The organism is Lactiplantibacillus sp. ME-2 (assembly GCF_022549155.1).
Taxonomy (GTDB): Bacteria; Bacillota; Bacilli; order Lactobacillales; family Lactobacillaceae; genus Lactiplantibacillus; species Lactiplantibacillus plantarum.
The window spans coordinates 65,138-83,175 of record NZ_JAKZEQ010000012.1; the positions used below are offsets into that span (position 1 = coordinate 65,138).

Annotated in this window: 16 protein-coding genes; 3 read left to right on the plus strand and 13 right to left on the minus strand. The window is 46.3% G+C overall.

Annotated elements, in window-relative coordinates:
* The first annotated feature begins 104 nt into the window (after window positions 1-104).
* Window positions 105-731: a glycerol-3-phosphate 1-O-acyltransferase PlsY gene (plsY, locus tag MMY95_RS06420; RefSeq protein WP_003644419.1), complete on the plus strand. Its 627-nt coding sequence runs from the start codon at window positions 105-107 to the stop codon at window positions 729-731.
* A 194-nt stretch (window positions 732-925) separates the two neighbouring features.
* Here plsY and MMY95_RS06425 read toward each other — a convergent pair whose 3' ends face one another.
* The 9 genes from MMY95_RS06425 to ylqF form a co-directional block, all read right to left on the minus strand.
* Complete coding sequence (locus tag MMY95_RS06425) at window positions 926-1,804, minus strand: aldose 1-epimerase family protein (protein ID WP_003640559.1); 879 nt, start codon at window positions 1,802-1,804, stop codon at window positions 926-928.
* A 26-nt stretch (window positions 1,805-1,830) separates the two neighbouring features.
* A complete protein-coding gene (hslU, locus tag MMY95_RS06430; RefSeq protein WP_003640560.1) occupies window positions 1,831-3,249 on the minus strand; it encodes an ATP-dependent protease ATPase subunit HslU in 1,419 nt (472 codons plus the stop codon).
* A gap of 17 nt (window positions 3,250-3,266) precedes the next feature.
* Window positions 3,267-3,809 (minus strand): HslU--HslV peptidase proteolytic subunit, encoded by a 543-nt coding sequence (gene hslV / locus MMY95_RS06435; RefSeq protein WP_003638820.1) that lies wholly within the window; start codon window positions 3,807-3,809, stop codon window positions 3,267-3,269.
* Entirely contained in the window at window positions 3,793-4,737 is a 945-nt protein-coding gene (gene xerC / locus MMY95_RS06440; protein ID WP_003640561.1) for a tyrosine recombinase XerC, read from the minus strand. Before xerC ends, hslV begins: the two co-directional genes overlap by 17 nt.
* Before the next feature lie 79 nt (window positions 4,738-4,816).
* Complete coding sequence (gene trmFO, locus MMY95_RS06445) at window positions 4,817-6,142, minus strand: FADH(2)-oxidizing methylenetetrahydrofolate--tRNA-(uracil(54)-C(5))-methyltransferase TrmFO (RefSeq protein WP_013355556.1); 1,326 nt, start codon at window positions 6,140-6,142, stop codon at window positions 4,817-4,819.
* A 277-nt stretch (window positions 6,143-6,419) separates the two neighbouring features.
* Window positions 6,420-8,567 (minus strand): type I DNA topoisomerase, encoded by a 2,148-nt coding sequence (gene topA / locus MMY95_RS06450; protein ID WP_003645027.1) that lies wholly within the window; start codon window positions 8,565-8,567, stop codon window positions 6,420-6,422.
* Between the two features lie 88 nt (window positions 8,568-8,655).
* On the minus strand, window positions 8,656-9,522 hold the full coding sequence (gene dprA, locus MMY95_RS06455) for a DNA-processing protein DprA (protein WP_003640564.1): 867 nt from the start codon (window positions 9,520-9,522) through the stop codon (window positions 8,656-8,658).
* Between the two features lie 78 nt (window positions 9,523-9,600).
* The gene (locus MMY95_RS06460) at window positions 9,601-10,368 is read right to left on the minus strand and encodes a ribonuclease HII (RefSeq protein WP_053267888.1); all 768 of its coding nucleotides are present in this window, start codon (window positions 10,366-10,368) and stop codon (window positions 9,601-9,603) included.
* Window positions 10,361-11,215, minus strand: a complete 855-nt coding sequence (gene ylqF / locus MMY95_RS06465) for a ribosome biogenesis GTPase YlqF (RefSeq protein WP_015825599.1) — start codon at window positions 11,213-11,215, stop codon at window positions 10,361-10,363. Before ylqF ends, MMY95_RS06460 begins: the two co-directional genes overlap by 8 nt.
* Window positions 11,216-11,317: 102 nt before the next feature.
* Between ylqF and MMY95_RS15910 the strand changes: the two genes are divergently transcribed.
* Window positions 11,318-11,440: a hypothetical protein gene (locus MMY95_RS15910; RefSeq protein WP_257900240.1), complete on the plus strand. Its 123-nt coding sequence runs from the start codon at window positions 11,318-11,320 to the stop codon at window positions 11,438-11,440.
* 335 nt (window positions 11,441-11,775) lie between these two features.
* Here the strand turns inward: MMY95_RS15910 and MMY95_RS06470 are convergent, their stop codons facing one another.
* Window positions 11,776-12,924, minus strand: coding sequence for a cobalamin-independent methionine synthase II family protein (locus tag MMY95_RS06470; protein ID WP_053267887.1), 1,149 nt, complete (start codon window positions 12,922-12,924; stop codon window positions 11,776-11,778).
* 189 nt (window positions 12,925-13,113) lie between these two features.
* Between MMY95_RS06470 and MMY95_RS06475 the strand changes: the two genes are divergently transcribed.
* Entirely contained in the window at window positions 13,114-14,043 is a 930-nt protein-coding gene (locus tag MMY95_RS06475) for a LysR family transcriptional regulator (RefSeq protein ID WP_003645022.1), read from the plus strand.
* Between the two features lie 103 nt (window positions 14,044-14,146).
* Here MMY95_RS06475 and MMY95_RS06480 read toward each other — a convergent pair whose 3' ends face one another.
* The 3 genes from MMY95_RS06480 to MMY95_RS06490 all read right to left on the minus strand — a co-directional run bounded on the left by MMY95_RS06480 (window position 14,147) and on the right by MMY95_RS06490 (window position 17,660).
* The gene (locus MMY95_RS06480) at window positions 14,147-14,845 is read right to left on the minus strand and encodes an NAD(P)-binding domain-containing protein (protein ID WP_013355561.1); all 699 of its coding nucleotides are present in this window, start codon (window positions 14,843-14,845) and stop codon (window positions 14,147-14,149) included.
* Window positions 14,842-15,900: an LLM class flavin-dependent oxidoreductase gene (locus tag MMY95_RS06485; RefSeq protein ID WP_011101573.1), complete on the minus strand. Its 1,059-nt coding sequence runs from the start codon at window positions 15,898-15,900 to the stop codon at window positions 14,842-14,844. Before MMY95_RS06485 ends, MMY95_RS06480 begins: the two co-directional genes overlap by 4 nt.
* Window positions 15,901-16,184: 284 nt before the next feature.
* A complete protein-coding gene (locus MMY95_RS06490) occupies window positions 16,185-17,660 on the minus strand; it encodes an MFS transporter (protein ID WP_080371166.1) in 1,476 nt (491 codons plus the stop codon).
* Window positions 17,661-18,038: the final 378 nt, after the last annotated feature.

Here is an 18,038-nt window from a genome sequence, read left to right on the forward strand (position 1 = left end):
TTCATAATTTGACACGCAATCATCATTTTTTAAACCAATTAATCCCCACAATCTTAAAAAGAATGCTAAAATATTGAGTGATTCTATTGCAGGAGGAACCAACTTTGAAAATAATAATTATGCTGATCATCGCCTACTTAATTGGCGCGATTCCTTCGGGTGTCATTATTGGCAAGTTTTTCTTTCACACTGATATTCGTCAAGCAGGTAGCGGTAATATCGGAACTACCAACACGTACCGGGTCCTAGGCCCGACCGCTGGGACAATTGTCATGGTGATGGATATTCTAAAGGGCACCATCGCAGCACTACAACCGACCTTGCTATTTCATATGAATAACCGGTATACCTTATTGATTGGACTAGCAGCTATTTTAGGACATACTTTCTCAATTTACATTGGCTTTAAAGGTGGTAAGGCCGTTGCCACGAGTGCCGGGATCTTATTGGCCTACAACTGGGAGTTCTTCTTAATTGCTAGTGCCATCATGTTATTGTTGGTTTACACGACCAGTATGGTCAGTGTTGCTAGTATGACGGCTTTTCCAATCGTCACGTTGATTGCAATTTTTTACTATCAAGATTGGTTGCTATCACTCGTGGCCTTTGCGTTGACCCTCTTCATCTTCTATCGGCACCGCAGTAATATTGCACGTATCAAAAACGGGACCGAATCATTGGTACACTTCGGACTTGGTTGGCGACGTCAGCAACGGGCTAACCGCAAATAATTATGTTACTTTCAAGACCATTTCATTACTGAGTGGTCTTTTTATTTAGGAACGGGTAAGCTTTGGTGCTGGGTTTGTATTTTTTGTTTCTAGTTAAAGTAAGATGATACAATTCTTTATTTTGCTATCTTTTCAGACCACAATAAAAACCGGTCAAACCTGTCGACCGGTTTCACTAAACCACAGTATTTTAGTTAGAAAAAGCTAATCGCATATTTAGCATCAAACGTCTGGTTCGCTGCAAGCCGGTTAATGCCCATCTTATGGCTTAATTGACCGTCGCTATCAACGTTATCCGCAATGCCCCACCATGGCTCTAAGCACACGAACGGCGCTTCTGCGGGGTATGGTGACCACATGCCGACGTATGGTGCATCTTCAATCGTCATCGCTACCCCATGATCATCCAGATCAGTGTCCAACATTAACGTCGTCTCGTGATGATTCAAATCCAAAATCAGGGCATCGTCCTTAAACAAATCCCGGCTAAGTGCTAATGGCTTGGTCAGGTCGAAGTCATCCGCATTTGCCGCATCGTTCAACGGTGCCTGTAATGGAATATGTGCGTAGACCTTTCGTGGTGCCACGGTAACCTTATAATCAGCTAGTGTGCCCGCCGGATCAGCGAGTGGTACGTTAAATGCTGGGTGCCCACCAACAGAAAATAACAGCTCTTGATTAGCTGGATTATGCACATTGTAGTTAACGGTCAATTCATGATCCGTCAACGTATAAATCAAACGTAATCGAAACGCGTACGGGTACATCTCCCGCGTCGCACGACTATCGGTCAATTCAAATGTTGCTTGTGTGGCCGTTTGGTTGACGACCGTAAAGTCATTGTCGCGGGCAAAACCGTGTTGTCCCATGTGATAAGCCTGACCAGCAACAGTATACTGGTCATCCTTTAAACGACCAACGATTGGAAAAAGCACGGGTGCGTGCCGGCCCCAAAAAGTTTTGTCGGCCTGCCACATGTACTCAATACCGTCACTCGACTTGACACTACTTAATTCCGCCCCAGCTTCATTAATCAAAACGGTGAGGTACTCATTCTTTAATTCGACTGTCATCCGCGTAAACGCCCCCTTGATAAATTTTATAAGATGTAACGACTAAGATCCTTATCCTGTGCAATGTTACCGATTCGCTCGTTGACATAGCTTTCAGTGATTGTGACTTCGCCCATTTCCATGTCAGGACCTTCGTATAGCAATTCTTCCAAGAGCTTTTCCAAAATGGTGTGCAAACGACGGGCACCGATATTTTGTGTCTCATGGTTGACCTTATAGGCAATCGTGGCAATCGCTTCGATAGCTTCAATCGTGAACGTCACTTTAATGTTGTCCGTACCGATCAAGGCGATATACTGCTTAATCAACGCATTCTTAGGTTCCGTCAAAATCTTAACAAAGTCATCCTTGCTTAAATCGTCTAATTCGACTCGAATTGGAAAACGGCCTTGCAATTCAGCAATCAGATCACTAGGTTTACTTTCCGCAAAGGCCCCGGAAGCGATAAACAGAATGTGATCAGTATTGATGGGACCATATTTTGTTGAAATTTGCGACCCCTCAACGATTGGCAGAATATCTCGTTGAACCCCTTCACGTGAAACTTCACCGGAACCTTGCTGACCACCCTTAGTAATCTTATCAATTTCATCGATAAAAATAATCCCGGTATTTTCAGCACGGACAATCGCATCATGATAAATATCAGCGTTATTGACTAACTTTTCGGATTCTTCCCGGACTAAAATTTCTCGGGCCTCTGAGACTGGCATTGTCCGTTGGATCCGCTTCTTGGGCATTAAGGCACCTAAACTATCACCAAGATCAATACCCATTTGACCAAGCATGTTATTATTACCCGCGGCGGCTTGCTGGGGGTCATCCATCTCGATGGTAACCTCTGAGTTTTCTAAGCGCCCCGTTTTCAACTGATCGGCAACTGATAATCGTTGATTACGAACTTCATCGGTCACTTCTTCGTTACTTGAATCGTCAACGTTGGGGGTCTGGCCGTTTTGCATCTGGCTAAACATGTTCATCATGTTTTGGAACTCGTTACCATTGTTCTTAGCCTGCTTCTTTTGGGCTGGTACTAATAATTTGACGAGCCGTTTGTCAGCAGCCTGCACCGCTTGTGCCCGCACACCAGAATAAGCCTGTTGTTTTTCCATCTCGATAGCCACGTCCACTAAGTCACGAACCATGGATTCAACATCGCGACCAACATAGCCGACTTCCGTAAACTTAGTTGCTTCAACCTTCACAAACGGGGCGTGCACAATCTTAGCCAACCGCCGGGCAATTTCGGTCTTCCCGACCCCGGTTGGTCCGATCATCAGCATATTTTTGGGGGTAATTTCTTCCTGCATTTCAGCAGAAAGTTCCATCCGCCGATAACGATTACGTAGCGCGATCGCCACCGCTTTTTTAGCTTGGTTTTGACCAATAACATAATTATCAAGCGCGGCCACAATTTGTTTCGGTGTCTTATTGATTTCTTCCATGAGCGTTTCCTCCTACATTACAACGTTTCTGAGATCACATTATGATTGGTAAAGATATCAATGTCGCCGGCAATATGGATTGCCGCTTCAGCGACTTCCTTGGCACTCATATCCTTAGCATGTAGCTGCATTGCGCGAGCTGCGGCTAAGGCAAAGTTACCACCAGAACCAATGGCTAAGACGTCGTTATCCGGCGTGATTACTTCACCACTCCCAGAAACAAGTAACATGTCATCTTTGTTCATGACGATCAACAAAGCTTCCAATTTCTGTAACGCCTGGTCACTGCGCCATTCCTGGGCAAGCTCAACGGCTGCCCGTTGTAAATTCCCAGAAAATTCGTTGAGTTTCTTTTCAAAACGATCTTCAAGGTTAAACGCATCCGCGACACTCCCGGCAAAACCTACGACGACCTGATCATTATAAATCCGCCGAACTTTATGGGCTGTCCCTTTCATTACGACTTTTTCACCCATCGTGACCTGACCATCACCGGCCATGGCGTTATGGCCGTTTTGGCGAACGGCGCAAATGGTAGTTGCTTCAAATTTCGTTGTCATGTTCAGTCTCCTTTGTCGATTCCCGCGTTGCCCGTGGGAAAAATTGACGATAATCTTGTTGTAAATGTTCCTTTGTCACGTGCGCATAAATTTGCGTCGTTGACAAACTTGTATGACCTAACAGCTCCTGCACGGTCCGTAAATCGGCGCCATTATTCAGCATCTGCGTTGCAAACGTGTGCCGGAGCATGTGGGGATGAATATCAGCCGTTAAACTACTTTTCTTAACGATTTGATTCAAGACATATTCGATCCCGCCGCCAGTAATGGGGCCGCCATGACGATTAATAAACACCGTTTGATGCGTTTGACCATACTTGGCCATCACGGGCTGCCGACAGACGGTTTCGTAATGCTGAAGCGCGGTAGCCGCGTACCGACCAAACGGGACGTAGCGTTCCTTGTCGCCCTTCCCACGAATCAACATCATTTTTAGGTCGTAATCAACGTCGGCTAATTGTAAATCGACACACTCACTCAGCCGAATCCCAGTACCATACAGAACTTCTAATAACGCCGCGTTCCGGGCCCCCATCACGCTATCATCCGCATAGACGGTTTGAAATAATACGTCCAGCTCCTTTTGATAGAAAAAACGGGGTAAGCGGGCCGCGTGTTTTTTGAGTTGGACGTACACGAAGGGATTCAATTTAGCTAAATCATTCTTAACCAAAAAGTTATAGAACGACCGCAAGCTTGAAACTTTCCGAGCAATTGAATTGCGGGTCAAGTGCCGGTCATATAAATGACTTAAATAGACGTTAACGTCCAACCGGTCAACTTCAGTATACGCTTTCGCGCCGCCATTTGCCGTTAAGAAATCATTAAAAGCTTGAATGTCTTCCCGATAAGCAGCAGCGGTCTCTTCCGAATACTGTCGTTCAACCCGAATGTACTTTAAAAAGAGGGTTAAATAATCCGTTTCCATGCAAAAACCTCCATACGTTGCTACTTTAGCAAAGTATGGAGGAAAACACAATTATGCACCCTGTCAATGGGGCGATATTTTAGTTGTTAACGGTCAACGTTTCATCTTTAAAAGTCGTCAGGTCAGCCAAGGCCCGTTCAGAAATCGCCGTATTACGTTCACGCTTATCCCGAATGCGCTGTTTGAGTTTTGGCATAATGCCAAAGTTGGCGTTCATGGGCTGGAAGTTGCTAGCGCTCGTATGCGTGATATAGTGGGCCATCGCCCCCATCATCGTGTCCGTTGGAAAAACGACCGGTTCTAAACCAAGTGCTAAGCGCGCTGCGTTGGTTCCAGCAACGATGCCACTCGCCGCACTTTCAATATAGCCTTCGACACCCGTCATTTGGCCCGCAAAAAATAAATCGGGCCGTTGCTGTGTCTGATAAGTTGGCGTTAATAGTTTCGGTGACTTCATAAAAGTATTACGATGCATGACGCCATAACGGACAAATTCAACGTTCTCCAGACCCGGAATCAGTGAAAAGACCCGTTTTTGTTCGCCCCACTTAAGATGAGTTTGGAAGCCGACAATATTATATAGATCACCAGCGGCATCATCTTGGCGCAACTGAACGACCGCAAAGGGTTGTTTGCCCGTCTTCGGATCTTCAAGGCCCACTGGTTTAAGTGGGCCAAATAGCATCGTTTGGCGCCCACGTTGTGCCATCACTTCGATTGGCATGCAGCCTTCAAAGACATCTGAATTTTCAAAATCATGCGCTTCGGCCATTTCGGCGTGAATCAACGCGTCATAGAAAACGTCAAATTCGGCTTCCGTCATTGGGCAGTTCAGATAGGCCGCTTCACCACGGTCATAGCGTGATTTGAGATACACCTTATCCATGTCGATCGAATCTTTCGTTAAAATCGGTGCGGCCGCATCAAAAAAGTGTAAGTCATCTTCGTCGTTAAACGCTTGAATCGATTTCGCTAAGGACGCCGCCGTTAATGGTCCAGTCGCTACGACCGTAATGCCATCTGGGAGACTAGTAATTTCTTCATTAATAATTTCAACATTAGGTAACGCGGTGATTGCAGCCGTGATTTCTGCAGAGAACGTATCCCGATCAACGGCTAGCGCACCGCCAGCTGGGACAGCGTGGTGTTCAGCCGCTTGCATCACGATCGAATCCATCTGCCGCATTTCGGCCTTTAGTAGGCCCGCCGCGTTGGCTAATTGATTCGCCCGCAGTGAGTTCGTGCACACTAATTCAGCAAATTGCGCCGTGTGATGGGCGGGAGTCATTTTGCTGGGCCGCATTTCATACAGCCGGACGTTGACGCCCATATTAGCGATATGCCAAGCGGCCTCTGAGCCGGCTAAACCGGCGCCAATTACGTTTACTGTTGGTATTGATGCCATCCAGAATTCCTCTTTTCTTGTTGTCATACCATTGATAGTATTGTTGTCATCATACCTGAGAAACTAGCAGAAGACAACTAATGGCATCAGCAAATCCTGCAATGACATGTCCACCGTCAAGCTTAAAGCGAACATTAATTTAAATGGGCGTTTATTTTCCCGATAAAACACTTGTTAATCAGTTGAAATCACGAATTTTATCAATGGATTTTCACAAATCGTACGTATTGTTTAAAAATGCAAAAAAAAGATCATCCGTAGATGACCCTTTTTTCATTTATTTTTGAACGTTTTCGGTATAATCGCCATTCGGACAAAGCACTTGCTTGCCACCTTTGACCTTCTTTTCGACCAGGTAATGGCCATCCTTCGGGCAATCACGGCCAACCGGTTTATCCCAAGAGACAAAGTCACAATCTGGGAAGCGGGAACAACCATAAAAAATCCGGTTCTTCTTCGATTTCCGCTCAATGACCTGGCCCTTCTTACATTGCGGACAAACGACACCAATTTCTTTAACGATCGGCTTCGTATTACGACAATCCGGGAAACGGGAGCAGGCAAAGAATTTGCCGTAACGGCCCATCTTCACAACCATTGGCGCGCCACAAATATCACAATTGAAGCCCGCTAATTCGTCTTTGATTTGGATCTTCTCCATACTTTCCTCAGCCGTTGCAACTTCTTTAGAAAACGGCTTGTAGAAACTATCGACGACTTTGACCCAGTTTTCCTTACCTTCTTCAGTCGCATCCAACTGTTCTTCTAAACTGGCAGTAAAGCCGACATTAACGACATCCGGGAAGTATTCCTGAATAATATCGTTAACGATCTCACCGAGTTCAGTCGGCACAAACCGGCGCGCTTCTAATTTGACGTAGTAGCGCCGCTGAATCGTATCCAGGGTTGGTGCGTACGTTGACGGCCGCCCCACACCATTTTCTTCCAATGCTTTGATGAGGTTGGCTTCAGAGTAACGTGCGGGTGGCTGGGTGAAGTGTTGTTGCGGATCAGTCTTCGATAACTTGACCACATCACCTTCACTTAAATCTGGTAAGACGTTATTCTTTTCCGTCTTATCGTAGATCTTCGTAAAACCAGCAAACTTCGTCTTCGACCCGTTCGCCCGGAATTGGACGTCATTTTGGTCGATCGTGACCGCCATTGTATCAAGTACTTCAGGCGTCATCTGACTAGCCACAAACCGTGACCAGATCAGCTGGTATAACCGGAATTGATCCTTCGTCAAGTAGTCTTTGATGCTAGCTGGTGTCCGGAAGACGGATGAGGGTCGGATTGCTTCATGGGCATCCTGAGCGCCTTCTGGTAACTTGCCCTTGACAGGTTTGGTGGCCGCATATTCTGCGCCGTATTCTTTATGCAAGAATTGTGACGCTTCGTGCTTCGCAATCGACGAAATCCGCGTCGAGTCAGTCCGCATATAAGTGATTAAGCCGACGCTACCTTCCTTACCACCAACATTGATGCCTTCATATAATTGTTGCGCTGCCATCATGGTCTTACGCGTCCGGAAATTCAACTTCCGGTTGGCATCCTGTTGCATGGTAGAGGTTGTAAATGGTGGCGCCGGGAACCGTTTACGTTCTTTTTTGACGACTTTGACGACATTAAAATCGCCATTCCGGTCTAATTGGCCCAAGATTTTTTGCACCGCATCGTTGTCATCCAACGGTTGCTTCTTACCATGGGTTCCATAAAAACTTGCCATGAATTTGGAACGACCCTTTTGAAATTCACTATCGATCGTCCAATACTCTTGGGGTTTGAACGCTTTAATTTCATTTTCACGTTGAATGATCAAATCTAGCGCGATCGATTGCACCCGACCGGCCGATAACCCCTTTTTGACCTTTTTCCACAATAATGGACTAATTGAGTAACCCACTAACCGGTCCAAAATTCGCCGGGCCTGTTGGGCATCCACTAGATCCATATCAATTGACCGCGGTTCCTTAAAAGCGTTTTTTACCGTATCCTTGGTGATTTCATTGAAGACGACCCGGTTTTTATCCTTAGGGTCAAGTCCTAATAAATAGGATAAGTGCCAAGCAATGGCTTCCCCTTCACGGTCCGGGTCAGATGCGAGGTACACGGCTTTGGCTTTTTTAGCCTCTTTCCGCAATCCCTTGATTACATCACCCTTACCGCGAATCGAGATATAGTGCGGTTCATAGTCGTTATCCACGTCGACACCCATCTTGCTCTTCGGTAAATCCCGAATATGGCCCAGACTAGCGACGACTTTATAAGAACGACCTAAATATTTTTCAATCGTTTTTGCTTTAGATGGTGATTCCACGATCACCAATTTTTTAGCGGGCGTTTTGCTTTTCCGCTTGGTAGCAGTTTTAGTTGCGGTCTTCCGCTTTGCCGCCGGTTTGGCTTTAGTTGTACTTGCAGCCACTCGATCAGCTCCTTACAGGTTTCATTATCATTATTATAAATATCAGTTTAAGAAATCCCTGTAATCATATTTCAAAAATTTCGTGTTGTCAAATTTTTGGTAAAAACTCTTCTATTATATGTCGCGAATTTAAGACTGGTTTGGCCCCCGCAACGATCAATTGATTGCACCCAACTGAAAATGGTGCATCAATTGGTCCAGGTACCGCCAGAACGTTACGATTGTTTTGTAACGCGATATTAGCAGTGATCAGACTCCCAGAATGGGCCTGCGCCTCGACCACGATAACCGTTTGGCACAGCCCGGCAATAATCCGGTTACGAGCAACGAAGTGGTATGGTTCCGGACCCACCCCCAGCGGGTACTCACTGATTAGTAAACCGACCTGACTAATTTGCTGCTGTAGGTCACGGTGTTGACGGGGGTAACTAATATCCAGCCCGGTCCCAATCACCCCGATTGTCGGTAAGTTAAAACGAAGGGCGGTCCGATGTGCAAAACCATCGGCTCCCTTCGCTAGTCCACTGACAATGGTCAACTTTGCCGTTGCTAACGGTGCCAATAATTGCGTCGTGACCCGTTCCGCATACGATGTGGCCTGCCGAGCACCAACAACCGCAAGTTGACGTGTCGTTAGTAACGCACGCTGCCCGCGCAAAAACAACACTAATGGTGGTTGATAGGCTTCTAATAAGGCCGGTGGGTAATCATCATCCAAGATTGTTAAAATATCAAGCTGCGCATGGCGTTTTAGTCGCTGTTGAAACGCCATACTTTGCCAATCAGCGGTAAAACGCCCCTGCTGACTAGCAGTTAAATGGGCCAACTTACCTAATCGGCGGGGATCAGTGACGACCGTCTGAACCTGCCGACAGTGTTGTAACACGCGTACCATCCCGGCATACCCGATGCCGTGCGCTAAATGTAATCGAATCAATAAACTTCTTAATTGCATGTTATCACGACTCCTTAAGTTCGCCCTTGTTGACATTAGTCGTCAACGGAACGGCTTCTTTAAAGAGTAGTTACGGATTTAGACCCGCTTAGCATTTCGAACCGGTGAAAAAGATTGGCGATGAATCGGCGTAGCGCCGAGACTGGCCAACCCGGCCAAATGCTTAGCAGTCCCGTAGCCCATATTATCAGCAAAGTCGTACCCGGGATACACTTGATCATACATTGTCATTAAGTGATCCCGGACGACTTTGGCGACAATACTAGCCGCCGAGATGCTCGCGCTTTTCGCATCGCCCTTGATTAGACGGGTCTGTTCAATTGGTACCGGCACCTGCATCGCATCAACTAGTAAACGTGTTGGCCGGACGGACAGGTTACGGACGGCTTGGGCCATTGCGACTCGGGTCGCCTCATAAATGTTTAATTGATCAATTTGTTGGGCATCCGCAACGCCGATTCCCACGGCGACCGCTTCTTCTAGGATCCGTGGCATCAGGGCCGCCCGTTTCTTAGCGGTTAATTGCTTTGAATCATTGACTTCTAGCAAATCAAAATGATCATCCAAGACTACAGCGGCAGTTACGACTGGTCCAGCTAACGGGCCGCGACCAACTTCATCGATCCCAGCAACGTATTGTCCGCCGTGGACCCAAAAATCCCGTTCTAAACGCATATGTTGATTAAAACGTGTCACTAACGCCGCCTGTTTTTCAGCTTGTCGCAAATAGTGTTGATAAGCCTGTTGCACGCCCTTGCGAGGATCGGCTTGAGCCGCGGCTAGAAGCGATGCCGTTGGTTGGTCAGCCAGTAGCCGTTTAAAATCCGCAATCGTTCGTTCAGGCATCGGGTTGATCCCCCGTTAAGTCGAGCGTAAAACGACCGAGCCGGCCCTTGCGAATATCTAAGAGGAAGGCCACGCAGAAACGTTCCCAGTCATCGCGCATCCCCGCATTTTTCGTCATCGCAATCAGTAATTCCGGATTTGGTAAGGTTAACTGCTCAGCCGTCAAATGATAACGATCGACTAAGCGTGCCGCGTAGTGCTGCTTGAAGAAGTCCAAGGCAAACAAAGCGACGTCATCGTTAGGATAGATATTTTCCTTAATCGCACCCGTGACGGCCAGCTTGGTACCAACGACTTGGTCTTCAAACTTCGGCCATAAAATCCCTGGGGTGTCGAGTAATTCCAATTTATTGGACGCTTTGAGCCACTGTTGGCCCTTGGTAACGCCCGGACGATCACCGACTTTGGCAATTTTTTTATTGACAATATGGTTTAATAAGGTCGATTTACCAACGTTGGGGATACCGACACAAACTGCGCGGATTGGCCGATTAGTAATGCCACGGGCCGCAATTTTTGCTAACTTGTCAGCTAACATGTCACTAGCCGCTTGCGTCATTTGTTTACCAATCGTACGGCTACGTGAATCGACCGCGATCGCAACTTGACCCTGGTCTTCGTAATGCTTGACCCAGTCAGCTGTCGCTTGGGGATCTGCCAAGTCCTTCTTGGTCATAATTAAGAGGTGTGGTTTTTGTTGGACCGTTTTTTCAATTTCTGGATTCCGGGAAGCCACTGGGATCCGGGCGTCGACCAATTCAAAAACAATATCAACTAAATGTAAATTGTCCTGAATTTGATGAATCGCCTTGGCCATGTGACCTGGGTACCATTGAATATTTGCCATTACGTTGTGCTCCTTTTTCTCGTGGCGTGAATGCCTTCAAACTTTGATCATTGTTAAAATTCTTTAGCAGCACTGGCTGTCAAGCCGATGCTGCTAGCTCCAGTGGCGACGCGCTTAAGTGCTGTGCACCAACCGCCACTAATGCACTCATTCAACGAAATCGTTGGTCGCTATGCCGCCCATGAACTAAAACACCGGACGCTTGCTAGTCCGGGACTGGCATGATGCAGCAATCTATATTTTACCATGTTTACACCGACCATGCTTTGAAACCGACCATTGATCTGCTGCCCAATACTTCCGCACGTTAATTTAGCTAACCGGAACATCGACACCATTTTATTGGCTGCAAGCTTGCGGTAGCTGTCAATTAGCTCGTTAGTCCAAACACATCGCATAACCGTCCTTAGCGTTAACGTCCACCGATACGATCATACACACAGTTCACCTACTACAAATGCAAATAAGCGCGACGTCACAGCCTTCATCATCAAGATGGCCGCAACATCGCGCTTGTTTGATTGTCGTTTGATAGCCGTCAGCTAATTAACTGACGTGACTTAATCCCAGAATTTAGCCGCAATCTTTTGTCCCTGATCAATCTTTGCCCACTGCTGAGCCGCCGTTAACTCGTTACCTGAGTCACACGAAGCGAAGCCGCATTGATGAGATAAATATAACTGGTTCTTATTCAAAATTTGACTAGCTTGCGTCAGTAACCGTAACGCGCGATCCTCATCATCTAAGGTATTGGTCTTACTGGATAACAGGCCCAAGACGACTTCCACATTCGGCCGGTCCTCAAGTACCTTGAGCGCTGAAAGATCACCGACGCGGTCATCGTCCCATTCAAGGAAGAAACGGTCGTAGTGTTGGTCATGCAGGAATTTCTTAGCAATCGTATTGTAACTGCCTTCTGCAAAGTGCCGACTTTCATAATTACCACGACAATTATGCGTCCAAACTTTCAACCCTAATTGATGGCCAAAATCAACTAACTCATTATTGGTGTTGACGGCTACATCAGCTAATTCTTGGAGACTGCCATTTCCAGCACCAAAGGGACTTTGCTGATTATCACTGGCAAACACTTCCCACAAGCAGTCATCGAATTGGATGATTTTGCCACCCGCAGCTTGATAATCCGTTAAGAATTCTTTATACGCCCCGAGTAAGCCTGCATGCAAGTCATCAACAGTTTTGTAAATCTGGTCAGGGCCATATAGCTTATCGATGTATCCAAACTCAACAAAGGCGTGTGCGGGACTCCAGATCGTTAATTTAACGTCATTACCATCGGCTTGTGACTTAAGTTGCTGATAAATATCAATAAAATGATGATGCTTGCCAGAAAGTGGTGCTGTGATTTCAATGCCAATATCTTTACGTGTTTCAAAATCACTGCCGTCATGATCGCGAAAATTATAACCTTCATCCGCAATAAACCGCCGAACACCACTAAACCCCCAAATAAAATCCAAATGCCACATTGACTTCGTATATTCGCCATCCGTTAGCACATCAATCCCATGCGCCTTTTCGGTGGCAATCACCGTCTTCACTGCCGCTGTTTCGGCAGCCTGGTAGCCCGGCAAAGCCTCATAAAATGGGTATTGAATATCGTCACGATGTTCGATTTGATTTTTATAAGTAAGTAAACTAGCCGGGCGTAAGAGTGAGCCGACCAATTGGAAATGTGTTTTTGTCATAATGTAATCATCCTCCGTGTCTGTCTTAATGAGTTTATTATAACAATCTGATTAAAAAATAGATAAGACTGATTGCATTGATGATATAATAGGCAATACCTATAACCTAAATAATTTATTCAATCACACCAGCTACAATCATGCGTTAATTAGATACTGAAACCAGACATTTCTCAGGAGGTGCACTTAATGCGTATTCAACAATTGCGCTACTTAGAAAAAATTGCCACGACTGGCTCGATCAACGAGGCGGCCAAACAGTTATTTATCAGCCAACCCTCATTATCCCAAGCAATGAAAGAACTCGAAAAGGAATATCAAGTACAGCTGTTTTATCGTCATAAAACGGGGATCACTTTGACGGATGCGGGCCGTGAATTCATTAACTATTCTCGCAGTGTCCTCGACCAAGTTAATTTACTCAACGAACATTTTGGTCAGGGAACCGTTCGCAAGCGTATCTTTAGTGTCTCTGCGCAACACTATGCGTTTGTCGTGAACGCCTTTGTCGAATTAGTCAAGGAAATTGGTGGCGATACCTATCAGTTCACATTACGCGAGACTGAAACGGCCAACGTGCTCAATGACGTTCAGACTTTGAAAAGCGAACTTGGCGTCATTTATCTTAATAAGTTCAATCAGACCGTGCTTAGCCGTTTGATTGCTGACAAAGACTTAAGCTTCGTACCGCTATTCGAGGCTCGCCCGCATGTTTTCATCGGTCGTGATAACCCATTAACGCACAAGCAAGAACTGACTTTGGATGACCTACGAGACTATCCCTACCTCTCTTATGAGCAAGGCGATACGAGTTCCTTTTATTTTGCAGAAGAAATCCTCAGTACGCTGCCTCATAAAAAACATATCCGCATCAGTGATCGGGCAACGATCTTCAACTTGATGGTGGGTTTAAACGGCTATACGATCAGTTCAGGCATCATCAGCAGTGAACTCAATGACGAAAAAATTGTGGCGATTCCACTAAAAGTGGATGATGCAATGACCCTTGGATACCTGCGCCATAAGAAAATCGAATTGAGCGCTACGGCCCAGCGCTATTTGACACTATTGAAACAGCACATTCAAGGATATGGCTTTGACGTTTTTAATAATAATTGACTGATCGACACATGACGTGACTGAATTCATTTTTTGTTAACAACAGCATACAGACGAAAAAATACGACATTCAGGTTGAATGCCGTATTTTAGTTTGGTTTAGCTACTCGTTTGTTTCAACATCCAATGCATGTTTGGCCGCAAGCGCACGACCAAAATCAGTTTCATCAAAATGATCAATGATTTGCTGAAGCGCGGTCGCACTTAAACTGGCCCCAAATAACGGACTGCCGGGTTCAGTCATAATACCATCCGCCAGTCGGGGATAGCTAATGGGATCAAACCCAAGCGTCTCCACAAAGTGGGCCACAGTTGCTACGGCTTGGGGCTCATCACCAGCTACCAATAGGGCCTTCCGCGCCGGATCGCCATTAGGTCTGGCGTCTTCTTGCAGATTATGATAACCCATATGGTTCAGTGTTTTAACCAGATGGCTCCCTTTGAAGTATTGCTGGACTTGTTCGCTGGAGGACGTCTGGGGATCCAGAACTTCTTCCCGTACCCCGTCTGTTTCCCACCAATAATTCATAGCGTCAATTACAAGTTTGCCATCAAGCGCCGTAGCCGGGATTTGCCGGTAACGACTCAGCGGCAATGCTAAAATAATTAACTCACTGTTGGCGATGACATCCTGATTTTCCGACGCAATTGCACCCGGAACTAGTGTTTGAATCGTTAGTTCAATTTTGCTTACTTTGCCAGAGCCCGAAATGCGAACGTCATACCCGGCCGCCAATGCCAGTTCCGCTAAGACGATACCAACTTTACCGGCGCCGAGGATTCCAACGTTTTTGACTGTCATTTGGTCGTCACCTGCTTCGCTTGTAAAATAGTTTTAACTTGTGGAATCACCTGTGTCGCATACAATTCAATCATCCGTTCACGTTGAGCCGCCGTTTGATTACCGGCCCCGTATACCAAGTCAAAGCGCCCCAGCCCTAGTGTTTCAATCGTCATCGCGATCCGTTGCGCAACCACGGTCGGCGTCCCAACATAAAACGACCCGTATTTGGTTTCACGGTCAAATTGTTCGTGACTCATTGGCGCCCATCCCCGGGTCAATCCAATGCGATCAAAATTAGCTTTGATATTTTGATAAGCCACCGTCAAGGCCTCATCCTGATCATCCGCAATGAATCCATGTGAATGCACCGCAATCGGATAAGCTGGCTGATTGAACTTTTTAGCGGCTTCATGATACAGCTTGATATACGGTTTAAATCGGTCCGCCCGACCACCGATGATTGCAATGATGACTTTATAGCCAATCTTAGCCGCACGAATAATTGATTCTGGTGAACCACCAATCCCAATGTAAGTCTCAAGCTCACCAGTAGCTGTCTTTGGATACACGTCTTGATTCGTTAACGAAGCCCGAAACTTACCCGACCAAGTCACCGGCTTTTCCGTTCGCAATTGGTCATATAGTGCGAGTTTTTCGTTAAATAGGTCATCATAATCCGTCAAATCATAGCCAAATAACGGGAACGATTCGGTAAACGACCCCCGTCCTAACATCACTTGGGCGCGCCCATTAGACAGACCGTCTAACGTTGCAAAGCGTTCATAAACTCGAACCGGGTCATCGGAACTCAACACCGTTACTGCTGACGCTAATTTGATGTGCTGGGTCACGGCAGCGGTGGCTGCTAACACCGTTTCCGGACTTGAGACACTGTAGTCTGGTCGGTGATGTTCACCAATGCCAAAAACATCCAGCCCATACTGATCCGCTAACTGACCTTCGCGCACGATTTGGCGCAATGACTCTCCCGCCGACTGTAAACTACCATCCGCGTTCGCCACAATATCCCCAAATGTTTCTAACCCAAATTCTAGTTGATTAACATCAATCATCTTAATGCCCCCATTACTTTTATTTTGCTTACTTTTAATAAGTGGTTGATGTTAATATATCGTATTATCTCTTTAAATGCAACTAATAGGCACAGCTTGACAGTCACCTTCAATCATGATTAAAACAATCTGCCAATTGAATGAATTCCGGTTCGGTAGTAATTCAGCGATACAAGCATCGCATAGAACAAAAAGAGGTATTCAATTAGAATACCTCTCCGTAACTCATCCGTAAGTTGTTCCGAACCAATCATCATTGCAAAAATCAAGCTTGCACATGCTATCTAGCTCTGGGCCTGCCGTTGCGTCTCATGACGTTGTGCCCATAAATTGATCACTAAAGCAACAATCATTAATCCGAACGCAACAATCATGATATTTTGTAGTCCAGTGTGTAAGATGCCACGCATCATCGGCACTAGGTGCGCTGGTAGCCGGCCCGCCCGACTAGCATCACTTAACTGATTCATCATCGCCATGGTGATTTTACCATCCGATCGTGCCACCCCACTAGTCAAAGCTTGGTTCATGATTAGCCCAAAGATAGCCGTGGTAAACGTCTGGCTGAGCATCCGAATCAAATAACTAAACGAAGTCGCAACTGGAATGTCACGTTGATCAGCGTCTACTTGGACCTTAACCTGCAGCTCATTAAAGCAGGCCCCATTGCCCCAACCTTCAAAGAAGCCAGCTAAGAGTAAGACCCAGTATGGAAGCTTAACACCGCCAATCATCAAGGGAACAAAGGTCAGCGTCAAAATGATAATATTGATCGTCAAGACGCGATGGGGCGTCAAGTGCCGCCGCATGCGGGGAACTGATTCACTACCCCCAAAATTAGCAAAAGCACTTGGAATCTGCGTGGCTCCCCCTATTAACGCTGACGTCCCTAGCAAGCCTTGAGCCCACATCGGACTGTACGTCAAAAAGGCAACGAACGCGCCCCAAATAAGCACAAATAAGACGAAATCGACCACTAACGGCGCGTTCTTAAACAGGCGGCCCGGAATAACCGGGTCCACAGCGCGACGTTCCACGATGGTTAAACTGCCCAATACAATGAGCGCCCCCACGATCACGATCGCGACAATCCATAACGACACCATGCCGATCAGTTCAATACCACCAAGCAAACTGATGATCCCAACCGCCATCAATAACGCCCCTACACGATCCATTGGTTGCAAGTTATGTTCCCGCTTAGGTTCTTGATAGAAGATTTGTAACAGCACGGCTGAGACAATCCCAATTGGTACGTTGAGGTAAAAGATCCAGTGCCAAGACCACACATCGACAATCACACCACCGACCATGGGGCCAATAATCGTTGCCATACTAAAGCAAGCCGAAACTAGTCCCAGTGCCCGCATTCGATCACGCGGATTTTTAAAAATGTCCGCATACATGATGTAAGGTAAGGAAATCATCCCCCCGTTGCCGAGACCCGCAACACCCCGAGCAATAATCAAAAACCAGATGTTGGGTGCTAATCCTTGTAGTAAGGAGCCGACAATAAAGAGTGCCGTCGTCATTTGATAAGCTCGCTTATTACCAAAGCGCTCACCCATTTTTGACCAGATCAAGGTCGAAACTGCCGTTCCTAGTAAGAAAACAGCGACGATCCACGCCATTAACCGTAGACCGTGTAAATCCGCAATAATTGCTGGTAGCGCCGTATTCACATTCGTACTATCGATACCAGCCATAACGTTCGATAGTAACAGGGCGCCCTGAACAAAATAAATGGCCCGTCGATTCACAACAAAACTTCTTTCTATAATTGCTAAACATCTCGTCAGTCGTTCAGCTAAAAGTTACCTCAATCCAACCCGTTGAAATTCACTATTTCATACTGATCAATTAACGCACAATTTCTAGTATACCGCTTTACCCCCACCGCAAGGCAAGTCTAAATCTTGATTTAAATTCATGATGAACAAGACTTTCCACTGCCGATTTATAAAGCACCCGTGACAAGCCATTTTTGAGCCTAATTCGTAGATCCACCTCCATCTTGTCAAAGCTTCGTTGACGGTACCGCATTAAAATTCCGCAACTAAAAAGGCGTAACCGAAAGCCATGCTGAAGTGAACCCCCGAGATTGGACAACAATCTCGGGGGTTTTACTAAGACTAAAT

Coding starts and splice junctions, on each gene's coding strand:
- MMY95_RS06425 (WP_003640559.1), bottom strand. CDS start 1,804: ATGACAGTCGAATTAAAGAATGAGTACCTCACCGTTTTGATTAATGAA.
- hslU (WP_003640560.1), bottom strand. CDS start 3,249: ATGGAAGAAATCAATAAGACACCGAAACAAATTGTGGCCGCGCTTGAT.
- hslV (WP_003638820.1), bottom strand. CDS start 3,809: ATGACAACGAAATTTGAAGCAACTACCATTTGCGCCGTTCGCCAAAAC.
- xerC (WP_003640561.1), bottom strand. CDS start 4,737: ATGGAAACGGATTATTTAACCCTCTTTTTAAAGTACATTCGGGTTGAA.
- trmFO (WP_013355556.1), bottom strand. CDS start 6,142: ATGGCATCAATACCAACAGTAAACGTAATTGGCGCCGGTTTAGCCGGC.
- dprA (WP_003640564.1), bottom strand. CDS start 9,522: ATGCAATTAAGAAGTTTATTGATTCGATTACATTTAGCGCACGGCATC.
- MMY95_RS06460 (WP_053267888.1), bottom strand. CDS start 10,368: ATGCCTGAACGAACGATTGCGGATTTTAAACGGCTACTGGCTGACCAA.
- ylqF (WP_015825599.1), bottom strand. CDS start 11,215: ATGGCAAATATTCAATGGTACCCAGGTCACATGGCCAAGGCGATTCAT.
- MMY95_RS06470 (WP_053267887.1), bottom strand. CDS start 12,924: ATGACAAAAACACATTTCCAATTGGTCGGCTCACTCTTACGCCCGGCT.
- MMY95_RS06475 (WP_003645022.1), top strand. CDS start 13,114: ATGCGTATTCAACAATTGCGCTACTTAGAAAAAATTGCCACGACTGGC.
- MMY95_RS06480 (WP_013355561.1), bottom strand. CDS start 14,845: ATGACAGTCAAAAACGTTGGAATCCTCGGCGCCGGTAAAGTTGGTATC.
- MMY95_RS06485 (WP_011101573.1), bottom strand. CDS start 15,900: ATGATTGATGTTAATCAACTAGAATTTGGGTTAGAAACATTTGGGGAT.